9 protein-coding genes are annotated in these 10,355 nt (G+C 66.7%); 6 read left to right on the forward strand and 3 right to left on the reverse strand.

Annotation, left to right across the window (positions count from 1 at the left end; all coding sequences use genetic code 11):
* Positions 1 to 32 precede the first annotated feature (32 nt).
* Positions 33 to 470, forward strand: a complete 438-nt coding sequence (locus tag BFL43_RS08770) for a DUF3499 domain-containing protein (RefSeq protein WP_084892168.1) — start codon at positions 33 to 35, stop codon at positions 468 to 470.
* Here BFL43_RS08770 and BFL43_RS08775 read toward each other — a convergent pair.
* On the reverse strand, positions 391 to 1,629 hold the full coding sequence (locus BFL43_RS08775) for a phosphatase PAP2 family protein (RefSeq protein ID WP_084892169.1): 1,239 nt from the start codon (positions 1,627 to 1,629) through the stop codon (positions 391 to 393). The two genes, BFL43_RS08770 and BFL43_RS08775, sit on opposite strands and share 80 nt — an antisense overlap.
* A 116-nt stretch (positions 1,630 to 1,745) precedes the next feature.
* Here BFL43_RS08775 and BFL43_RS08780 point away from each other — a divergent pair, with 116 nt between their 5' ends.
* The 3 genes from BFL43_RS08780 (at position 1,746) to manA (ending at position 5,570) form a co-directional block, all read left to right on the forward strand.
* Positions 1,746 to 3,152: a phosphomannomutase/phosphoglucomutase gene (locus BFL43_RS08780; RefSeq protein WP_084892170.1), complete on the forward strand. Its 1,407-nt coding sequence runs from the start codon at positions 1,746 to 1,748 to the stop codon at positions 3,150 to 3,152.
* A gap of 88 nt (positions 3,153 to 3,240) precedes the next feature.
* Complete coding sequence (locus BFL43_RS08785) at positions 3,241 to 4,335, forward strand: hypothetical protein (RefSeq protein ID WP_084892171.1); 1,095 nt, start codon at positions 3,241 to 3,243, stop codon at positions 4,333 to 4,335.
* Positions 4,335 to 5,570 (forward strand): mannose-6-phosphate isomerase, class I, encoded by a 1,236-nt coding sequence (manA, locus tag BFL43_RS08790; RefSeq protein WP_084892172.1) that lies wholly within the window; start codon positions 4,335 to 4,337, stop codon positions 5,568 to 5,570. The genes BFL43_RS08785 and manA overlap by 1 nt, the downstream gene beginning before the upstream one ends.
* A gap of 67 nt (positions 5,571 to 5,637) precedes the next feature.
* Here the strand turns inward: manA and eccE are convergent, their stop codons facing one another.
* Positions 5,638 to 7,275 (reverse strand): type VII secretion protein EccE, encoded by a 1,638-nt coding sequence (eccE, locus tag BFL43_RS08795; RefSeq protein ID WP_240498148.1) that lies wholly within the window; start codon positions 7,273 to 7,275, stop codon positions 5,638 to 5,640.
* 60 nt (positions 7,276 to 7,335) lie between these two features.
* Between eccE and eccB the strand changes: the two genes are divergently transcribed.
* The gene (gene eccB / locus BFL43_RS08800) at positions 7,336 to 8,781 is read left to right on the forward strand and encodes a type VII secretion protein EccB (protein ID WP_084892173.1); all 1,446 of its coding nucleotides are present in this window, start codon (positions 7,336 to 7,338) and stop codon (positions 8,779 to 8,781) included.
* An 8-nt stretch (positions 8,782 to 8,789) separates the two neighbouring features.
* On the opposite strand, the gene BFL43_RS08805 is transcribed toward eccB, so the two are convergent.
* Positions 8,790 to 9,422 carry a TetR/AcrR family transcriptional regulator gene (locus BFL43_RS08805; RefSeq protein ID WP_240498150.1) on the reverse strand — a complete coding sequence of 211 codons (633 nt, stop codon included), beginning with the start codon at positions 9,420 to 9,422 and terminating at the stop codon, positions 8,790 to 8,792.
* 257 nt (positions 9,423 to 9,679) lie between these two features.
* Here BFL43_RS08805 and BFL43_RS08810 point away from each other — a divergent pair, with 257 nt between their 5' ends.
* Positions 9,680 to 10,243 carry an NAD(P)H-dependent oxidoreductase gene (locus BFL43_RS08810; RefSeq protein ID WP_084892174.1) on the forward strand — a complete coding sequence of 188 codons (564 nt, stop codon included), beginning with the start codon at positions 9,680 to 9,682 and terminating at the stop codon, positions 10,241 to 10,243.
* Positions 10,244 to 10,355: the final 112 nt, after the last annotated feature.

Below are 10,355 nucleotides of genomic sequence, written 5' to 3' on the forward strand. Positions count from 1 at the left end.
ACCCGCCGGGTGGTCGGGATAATCTTCCTACCGTGAGGCTCCCACGTCAGTGTTCCAGGCCCGGCTGCGCCAATCCGGCGGTGGCAACCCTGACTTTTGTGTATTCAGATTCCACCGCCGTCGTCGGGCCGCTGGCCACGTCGGCAGAACCGCACTCCTGGGATCTCTGCGACACCCACGCAACGCGGATCACCGTCCCGCGCGGCTGGGAGATGCTGCGCAGCGCGGGGGGCTTCGCCCCGCCACTGCGCGACGAGGACGATCTGACCGCGTTGGCCGACGTCGTACGTGAGGCCTCAGGCGGGGGATTGGTGCCGCGGTCGGCTCCCGTCGCCTCGTCCGACGCGTCTAGTCCGCGTATCCGCTCACACGGTCGTCGCGAGGAGTCCCTCAGCGGGCCCGATCCGCTTCCCCGCCCACGACCCGGCCGCCGGGGACATCTTCGAGTCCTGCCTGATCCGGTCGACTGAAGTCGCCGGTCTCGGTCATCGCGGCGCCCGTCAGCTCGGCCATGTCGGCGTCGGGCTTGTCGACGGCTTTTCTGGCCTTACGCCGGTACCACGCTTTTTCCCCGTAGTTGCTGCCGATCATCACCAGCGCGGCCAGGCCCCAGCCGAGTAACACGTCGATCACATAGTGCTCCGCCGAGTAGACGAGCGTGAACGCCATGATGAGCGCATAGCCGGTGAACAGGGTGCGGCCGAGGGTCTTGGTGCGTGACCACATGAACATCGCGAGCAGCGCGGTCACACCCGCGTGCAGCGACGGGATCGCCGCCACCTGGTTGGACTTCTCCTGTCCCTGCTCGAGAACCGTCCGTACCGGGCCGAAGTGCAAGACGTCCCAGCCGCGGCTCGAGATCCGTTCGGTGTAAGGCGCTGCGCCGGGGTTGGTCGGCTCCACCGGGCCGAGGAGTCCGCCGCCGGGAGCGTCCTGAACCGGTTCGGTGATGCACGGAGGAAAGGCCGGTCCTTCGACAACTTCTGCCGTGGTGCATTTCGCCGCGGCCCATGGCGGTGCGGCGGGGACCATGATGTACCCGATCAGCCCGAGGAAGAAGATCGCGATGAAGCGCAGGACGAACTTCTTCCACTGGACCCGATCGCGCAGCCAGAGATAGCCGGCCAACGCGTACGGGACGATGAAGTACGACATGTAGACAGCGCTGGTGATGACTTCCCACCACTGGGGCTCTGCCATCTTGAGGTGTTCCTGCAACCACACGGTCGGCACGACGCCGAACATCCAGCGATCCGCGTCGACAGGCCATTCCCACTGCGTCGGCATCCCCAGGAATGCGGCGATGCCCCGGGTGGAGTCGTAGACCGCGAGGAGAATGCCGAACGGTAGCCAGTCGCGGACGACAGACAGGATGTTGCGGCGTCCGATCGAGGCAGCCGCGAGTCCGATCGCGATGGCGAGCAGGACGTACGACCTGCTGAACGACATCGTCCGGGTGCTGAGCAGCACGAGGAGCGTGAGGGCCCAGATCGTCACGGTCACCCGGCGAACGAGGACCAGGTTGAAGTTGGTGGCCCCGAAGCGGGCCGCGGTGAACTCGGCGAAACGCACCCGGGAGTACCAGGATGGAGTCGGGTCTTCGGTGTGCTTGCTCTGCAGTTCCGTCATGGTTATCCGGCGGCCCCGCTGCCAGCGATCTCTCGTGGGCCACTGAAAGCGGACCTCGACCCGACTAGGGTTGAGCGCGTGCGGGACTCTTCGAGTCCCCGATCACGCACCCGCGCATGACAAGAAGGAGCCAACCTGTGAGTGGTCCCGCAAAGGTCTTCAGTTCCGAACTCGTGAGCGCTGTCATCAAGGCCTACGACGTGCGTGGATTGGTCGGGAGCCAGATCGATGAGGATTTCGTCAGGGCGGTCGGAGCTTCGTTCGCGCGTCTGATGCGGGCCGAAGGTCAGAATGCTCTGGTGATCGGCCACGACATGCGTGAATCGTCGCCGGTGCTCGCCGCGGCTTTTGCCGATGGCGCGTTGGCCGAGGGGCTGGACGTGACGATGATCGGCCTGGCCTCCACCGATCAGCTCTACTACGCATCGGGTGCTCTCGACCGGCCTGGAGCGATGTTCACCGCGAGCCACAACCCCGCGAGTTACAACGGCATCAAGTTGTGCCGGGCGGGTGCCAAACCGGTCGGCCAGGACACCGGTCTCGCCACCATCTCGGCGGAACTGGTCAATGGCGTGTCCGCACCTGAGGTCACCAGGGGAACTCTGACCGAGCGCGACGTACTCGCGGACTATGCGGCGTTTCTGCACAAGCTCGTCGATCTTTCCGGTCTGCGGCACTTGACGGTCGCCGTCGATGCGGGCAATGGCATGGGAGGTCACACAGTTCCGGTGGTCCTCGGCGGTTGCGAGGTGTTCACCGTACGGCCACTCTACTTCGAGCTCGACGGAACCTTTCCCAACCATGAGGCGAATCCGCTCGATCCCAAGAATCTGATCGACCTGCAGGCCTACGTCACAGAGACGGGCGCCGACATCGGGTTGGCGTTCGACGGTGACGCAGACCGCTGTTTTGTGGTCGATGAGCTGGGTCAACCGGTGTCGCCCTCGGCGGTGACCGCGCTCGTGGCGGAGCGGGAACTCGCGAAGAACCCCGGCGCCTCGGTGATTCACAATCTGATCACCTCACGGGCGGTTCCTGAGCTCGTCCGCGAGTTGGGCGGTACTCCGGTGGTCACGCGAGTTGGCCATTCGTTCATCAAGCACCAGATGGCCGAGACGGGCGCGGTCTTCGGCGGCGAGCATTCGGCGCATTACTACTTCCGCGAATTCTGGGGCGCCGACTCGGGACTGCTCGCCGCGCTCCACGTATTGGCCGCCCTCGGTGCTTCCGACGAGCCGCTGTCGAAGATGATGTCCCGCTACGAGCGGTATTCGAACTCGGGCGAGATCAACTCCACGGTCGACGACCAGGCGGCTCGCACGGCGGCAGTGCTGGCGGACTTCTCCGACGAGACCGCGGGCACCACCAGGATGGACGGGGTGACGGTCGACCTGACCGATGGATCGTGGTTCAACCTGCGTGCCTCGAACACCGAGCCGCTGCTGCGACTCAATGTGGAGGCGGCGTCGTCGTCGCGGGTGAACGCACTGGTGGAGCGAATCCTCGGGGTGGTTCGGGGTTGAGAGTAGAACGTTGCCGGGCAGACCTCGGTGGGCTGTGGCCTTGCGTGTGAGACGCCGCCTGATCGGCTCGGAGCACTAGGCTGGTGACATGCTGACCGGAGCTCCCGACCTCGACGATGTCGCCGCCCTGACGGATGCCGACGTCGAAGGTCTGCTGCCCGCGTCCGCGCTGGCCGGAGCGCAGGTGCGTGCTGTTGTCGCGGCACGCGAGGAAGGTGCGCTCGAGCCGCTGCGGCATCTGCGGCCCCGCGCGGTCGTCGTCGTCTGCGGCGACGGGACAGCCGGACGCGCGACGGATCTGGTGCTGGCCCTGGTCGGCCCGCATATCGACGTGCCGCTCATCAAGACCGCCGTCATGCCGTCGTGGATCGGGCCTTTGGATGTGGTGGTCGTCGCCGGCGACGACGCGGGTGATCCGCGGCTTGCCGAGGCCGCGTCGAGGGCGGGTCGGAGACAAGCCGAGGTCGTGGTCGCCGGGCCACTCGAGGGTCCGTTGCGGAAATCGCTGGGCGGGCCGGTGCTCGACATGTCCCCGCGGATACGAGTGCTCGAACGATTCCGTTTCGCCCACTACGTTTCGGTGCTCGTCGCAGTGCTCGACAGCCTGGATGCGGTCCGGATGTCCGGCGAGCGGGCGAAGCTGGCGGAGCTGGCCGACGAACTCGACCGAGAAGCGGCAGGCAACCATCCCGGCAACGAGATGTTCCACAACGCGGCCAAGGAACTCGCCGCCCGGGTGGTCGGCAGACCGACCGTGTGGACCGCGGAGACCCCGGCCGGCATGGCGCTGGCTTCACACGCGGCGCGAACGTTCTTCGCGAGCGCCGGAAGTATCGGTGTGGCAACTGATGTGCACGACGTGGTGGCCGCGGGGCCGCTGCTGCACCGCACGGCATTGCCCACCGACTACGATCCGATTTTTCATGATGCGCAGATCGACGGCCCTGCCGCCGAACCGGTACGAGTCCAGGTGCTCACCACCCCTGATCGGGAATGGCTTGCCCGCCGCCTCACCGCGACCCTGCCGGAGGTCGACATACAGATCAGCGGTCCCGCCGAAGCGCCGACCGGTGAGGCGCCGCCGTCGGGCCCGCCTGGGTTGGGAGACCTTGTGCCACTGATGATCCTCGCGCTGCGGACCGACATGGCCGGTGCCTATCTGCGACTGGTCGGGGAACGCTGATGCGCCTGCTCGACGGCGTGGTCAGACCGTATGCCTGGGGGTCGCGGACTGCGCTGGCAGATCTGCGTGGATTGCCGACCCCGAGTGCCCACCCCGAAGCGGAGTTGTGGTTCGGAGCGCATCCGGCGGCGCCTGCGCCTGCGCACGATGGCGACTCCACCGCGACGCTGCTCGAGGTGATCGACTCCGATCCCGCGGGTCAGCTCGGCGCACAGTGTGCGGACCAGTTCGGCGGCCGGTTGCCGTTCTTGTTGAAGGTGCTTGCGGCAGACGAACCGCTGTCCCTGCAGGCGCATCCCAGCCTGGAGCAGGCGAAGGAGGGATTCGCCCGCGAGAACGCGCAGGGGATCGAGGTGGGGGCCGCCAACCGCAATTACCGCGACGACAACCACAAACCGGAACTCGTCGTTGCGCTCACCGATTTCGATGCGCTCGCAGGCTTCCGCGATATCGCCGACACCGTCGAGTTGCTACGGGTCTTGCAGGTTCCTGAGTTGGACAGCCATCTGGGCATGCTTGCGGGACAACCTGATCCGCAGGGACTACGTGCACTGTTCACGACCTGGATCACCCTTCCGGAATCGGCGTTGTCGGTGCTGATCCCGGCCGTCCTGGCCGGGGCGATCCGATACCTCGAATCCGGGCAGACGCACTTCGCGCTCGTGGCCCGGACTCTGCTCGAGATCGGCGAGAACTACCCGACGGATCCCGGCGTTCTCGCCGTGTTGCTGCTGAACCGGGTCACGTTGAAACCCGGGCAGGGACTGTTCCTCCCGGCGGGAAATCTGCACGCGTACCTCGGCGGTACGGCCATCGAGGTGATGGCGAACTCCGACAACGTCTTACGCGGCGGGTTGACACCCAAGCACGTCGACGTCCCTGAACTGCTCCGCGTGCTCGACTTCACCCCGGTCAGCCCGGCGGACATCGCCCCTACGGTGCGCACCGTCAACACCGAATTGATCTATCAGGCACCGGCATCGGAGTTCCGGCTGTCCAAGGTGGAGTTGGACGGAACCGGTATGCGCCGACCGTCATCGATCTTGTTCGACGTCCCCGGCCCCCAGATCCTGCTGTGCACCTCCGGGGCGATCGAACTGCGTGGGTCGGCCAAGCAGCTACTCGTACCGCAAGGTTCTGCGGCCTGGATCGGCGACGATGAGCCCGACGTCGTGGTGCACGCGGCTGCGGCCCACTCGACATTCTTTCGCGCCCTCGTGCCCGGGAACTTCTGACATTCTCCCGTCGAGGTCACGTCGACCGGGTTCAGAACCTCAGGTGTGACCGGGATAGGGTCTACGGTCAGTTCTGGCGTGCCATCGACGGGAGGCTGTGCCCGATGAATCCGATCTCGTCTGGCGTGGCGACCATCGTCACCATCGTCGAACCGCTGGGCGTACCGATCCAGATGTCCTGTGGCGCTGCGTGGTTCTGCTGTAGCCGAACGTCGGCCCCGGTGCTGTCGGCCCCCGGCGGCAACAGCGTGATGATCGTTGGCGCGTCGACTGCGACAGGTGTCATCCCGTGGAAGACCGCCACCGTGAAATGTCCCGGCGAGACCCGGCCGCCGGCGAGGTTCAACAGTCCGGGGTCGCCGACCGCCGTCACGAATTGGTGCCACTGCGCGGGATCGTCGGTGTGGACCAGCACGCGGGCGCCCACTGCGATCGCCCGCAACAGCACCTGCTGAGCCAGATGCAGACCGCCACTGATGGCGACGACGTGTGGACCGCCTCCGAGCAGGTCGACGGCGACGGCGCGGCCACTGTGATCGGCGCCGATGAGTTGGCCGCATCCGGCAGCTGACAAGCGCAGGGCTGCCAGCGATTCGAGGGTGTGCGCCTGTTCGCTGACGGCCGGCAACGTGTCCGCCGCACCGACTGGAAGGCTCGCGGCGAGGGCGGCGCGCTGACGGCCGACGAGGTCGATCAGTCCGTCGATCGCCGGCTCGTCGTCGCCGAGTGTGTTGAAGCGGACGAGCGCGCGGAGCGACGTCGTGCGGTCGCCTGCGGACCTCAGCCTCAGGGTGAGGGTGGTCGAGAGAGAGGGGACCGCCCACACCGAGCCGAGGGTCGACGCCAGATGCTCGGGATCGACGGCGTAGGTCCGCATCCGGAGACGGTCGGTGGTGACCGAGTCCCAATCCTCTCTGGCGGCACCGGAGTCGGCGCCGTGCGCCAACTGTGTTGTAGCCGCAGTGATCTGGGCGGCGGAGAGGATGCTCGCCGACAGTCCGCGTTCGGCGATCCGGTTAGCGACCCGGCGGGTGGCGACGATGGCGGTACGCAGCGCACCCTCGGAACCACCGCCGCGGCGGGCGACGGCATCAGGACACCGCGTGGGGTCGAGACGCAGCACCACCAGCACCGAGCGGTACGCGGTGGCGGGGAGCGGTCCCAGGGTGCGTCGGTAGACCTGTGCCACCCGACCTGTGCCGTGCGTGCGGATCCCGTGACTGATCACGTCGATGGACTCGAGGGCGATGTCGAACTGATCGACGCAATCTGCCAGCGTCGACAGGGGTACGGAGGGGCCGCCGGTGCAGCCACCGGGGTCGAGGAAGCTCAAACCAGGTGCGGGAGTGTCGATGCGGACGACTGTCACCATGCACGCCCCGTCCCAGCGTGCGCCGATAGGACCTGCTTCGGGCACGGGGATGTCGAAGGGGGCCTGATCGGGCTTGGAGCCGTCGGACTCGGGCGACCCGAACACCTGACGGCGCCACAGACCCAGGCGAAGGCCGATTCGCCTCGCGCCCGACATCCGTCCGGGTAGCGCGACCAGCATCAGCGACGCCGCAACGGCGACGGCCACAGCACACCACCACAAGGCACCGGCATCATAGGACAACACCAGAGCTCCGGCGATCAACAGTTCGATCCACACGATCGAGCTCCGCTGCGCTATGCCCAGCGCGACGATCTTCATGAAATCCCCCACACCCATCGTCCCCCGCGATGCTGCTATACGCTACACCGCGGGAGGACGGGGGGTACGGCTGTGCCGGCTCAATTGACGACAAAGGCTCAGGTCAACGGCTATCGCTTCTTGCTGCGCCGACTCGAGCATGCGCTGATCCGGCGCGACGTGAGGATGCTGCACGACCCGATGCGTTCGCAGATGCGTTCGCTGATGGTCGGTCTGGTGCTCGCGGTCCTCGTGGTGGCCGGATTCGGTGTATACGGGTTGATCAAACCGCAGGGCGCGGTGGGGAATTCGAAGATCATCGTGAGCAAGAAGGCGGGCGCGACGTATGTCGTCGTCGACGGTCGTCTGCATCCGGTGCTCAACCTGACCTCTGCCCGGTTGATCACCGGTAGCGACGATTCGCCGAAATCGGTGAGTGAGAAGAAGCTCACCGGGTACCCCCGGGGTCCGCTCCTGGGCATTCCGGGCGCGCCCGCTGCTCTGCCCGGCCCCGCAGACAGGGAGCAGTCGCACTGGACGGTCTGCGACACCGTGGTGGCGGGGCAGGTGAGCACGGTCGCCGCGACCACCGCGCCCGAGCTCGGCGACCAGATCCGGGCAGCAGGCGGTGGGGAAGCGGTGTTGGTGTCAGCGGGCGACGAGGTGTTCCTGGTCGCAGGCGGCACGCGGTCTCGCGTCGACGTCGGCAGCGTCCCGGTGCGGCGGGCCATGGACATCGACGATGCAGATGTACGACCCATCAGCCCCGGTGTCCTCAACGCGCTCCCGGAGATCGATCCGCTTGTGGTGCCGTCGATCCCGAACAGGGGCGCCCCCTCGGCGCTCGGTCGCGACATCCCGATCGGTGCGGTGGTCAAGGCTACGACGCTGACGGGGGAGTCGACGTTCTACGTCGCATTGGCGCAGGGCGTGCAGCAGATCGGTGAGGTCGCGGCCGAGATCATTCGACAGGCCGACCCCGCCGGGGCCGACAGCGTCCCAACCGTGAGTCCGGCCGAGTTGACCGGCGTCGAGACGGTGAGTCTTCTCCCGGTCGACGAGTTCCCGGTGGAGGCACCGCGATGGACGGACGTCGAGGCCGATCCCGTGCTGTGCCACGCATGGTCGAGGTCTGCCGACGATCACGAGGCGGACACGCGGCTGCTGCTCGGTTCGACGCTGCCGTTGGGTGTGCGCGAGGTGCCGGTGGTACTGGCCGGTGCCGACGGCGCCGGCCCGGGCCTGGACGCGGTCTTCGTCGAACCGGGGCGCGGGCATCTCATCCAGGTGACCGGATCCGAGCCGGACAGCACCCGCGCGGAATCGCTCTTCTACGTCAATGATTCAGGTGTCCGCTACGGGATCTCGGACATGGAGACCGCCGCGACCATCGGGCTCGGGGACACCCCGGCCCCGGCGCCGTGGTCGATCGTGTCACTGCTCGCGGCCGGGCCCACCCTGTCCCGGGACAACGCCCTGGTGTCGCACGATGGAATGGCGCCGGATCCGGCCGGCAGCCGAATCGAACCGCCGACTTGAACGTCGGGTCAGGGTGGAGGACGTAGCGCGCGGACCAGGTTCTCCCAGTAGTCGCCGATCTCGTCTACGGACATTCTGTCGTTGTTGCGCATGTGGTGTATCGAAGGTGCCTCCAGCGGAGCCAGTACGGCCATGCACATCACTTCGAGGTTTCCGCGGAAGCCCATCTGTGTCAGCAGCATTCGGGTGTGCATGACAACGACGGTTCGGGTGGGGTGACTGAAGCGTTGGGGGCCGGTCTCCTCGGCCTCGAGCAGGATGTCGAGGTGGGCTGAGGCCGTCGCCAGGCGGGCCCGTCCGAATGCGATCAAGCGATCGAGCGGGTCGACCCGCTCACCGGGCGCTCCGGGGCCCAGCGGCGCGGGCCCGGTCAAGAACGCCTGCTGCAACTGCACCTCGGAGTGGTTGAGCAGTGCGAGCATCAGGCCGGTCCGATTGCCGAACCTACGGAAGACGGTGCCTTTGCCGACGCCGGCCTCGCGAGCGACCGCATCCATGGTCACGGCCGAGGCCCCCTGCGACTCGATCAGGCGAGTCGCGGCCTCCATGAGCAGTTGACGGTTGCGAGCGGCGTCGGCACGCTCGGATTCACCCGTCTCGGGGACCGGGAACACGTGCTGGTGGGCGTTCGACAGCGGCAGCGCCCTGTCCGTTGCGGCTGGGGACGCGGTGGCGGGTGTAGGTGAACCGAGACCGATGACCGGCAGCGCAGTGCTGTTGCCGGTGTGCTGGGGGTCCACACCCTGCGACGGGTGCCGAGAGGGCGTTGACACAACCCTGACTGTAACGGGTACCAAAACCCGGAATAGATTCGGACCACGGTCCGTTTAGAATCCTGACACGTGAACGACGCGTGATGACCGGGTGATCGCGCGCCCCGAGTGAAGGAGAAGCTGTGATGGACACCGAGAACAACACGAAGATCCTGGTACTGATCGGCAGCCTGCGGAAGGACTCGATCAACAGGTCTCTCGCCCAGGTGGCGGCGGACAACGCTCCTGACGGTGTCGAGGTGCAGTTGTATGCGGGCCTGGAGTTGCTGCCCTTTTACAACGAGGACATCGACGTCGAACCGGTGAATGAGGAGGTCGTTCGGCTGCGCCAGGCCGTCGGGGACGCCGATGCCGTGCTGATCTCGACCCCCGAATACAACGGGACGATTCCGGCCGTGTTGAAGAACGCGATCGACTGGCTCTCCCGTCCCTACGGTGCAGGCGCGATCACGCGTAAGCCCGTCGGGGTCCTGGGCGCTGCACTGGCGCAGTTCGGCGGCAAGTGGTCGCACGACGACACCAGCCGCTCGGTGGGTATCGCCGGCGGTCGCGTGGTCGAGGACATCGAACTCCACCTCCCGATCGGTCGGCTGGAAGGTCGACCCGTCACCGACGTTCCCGAGGTCGTCGAGCAGTTACGTCAGGCCGTCGCGGTGCTCGCTGCCGCAACCACCGAGGTGTCCGCCTGAGCCACCCCGCAAACGTCCCCGTCAGTAGCGTCCGAGGGAATATCCGGGCTGTTTCGAAATGAAGTTGTGGGTTGGGCCCGTAGCGATTGTTCCGCCGTTGTGGTGGGTTGTC

The organism is Williamsia sp. 1135 (genome assembly GCF_002095395.1).
In the GTDB taxonomy this organism is placed as follows: domain Bacteria; phylum Actinomycetota; class Actinomycetes; order Mycobacteriales; family Mycobacteriaceae; genus Williamsia.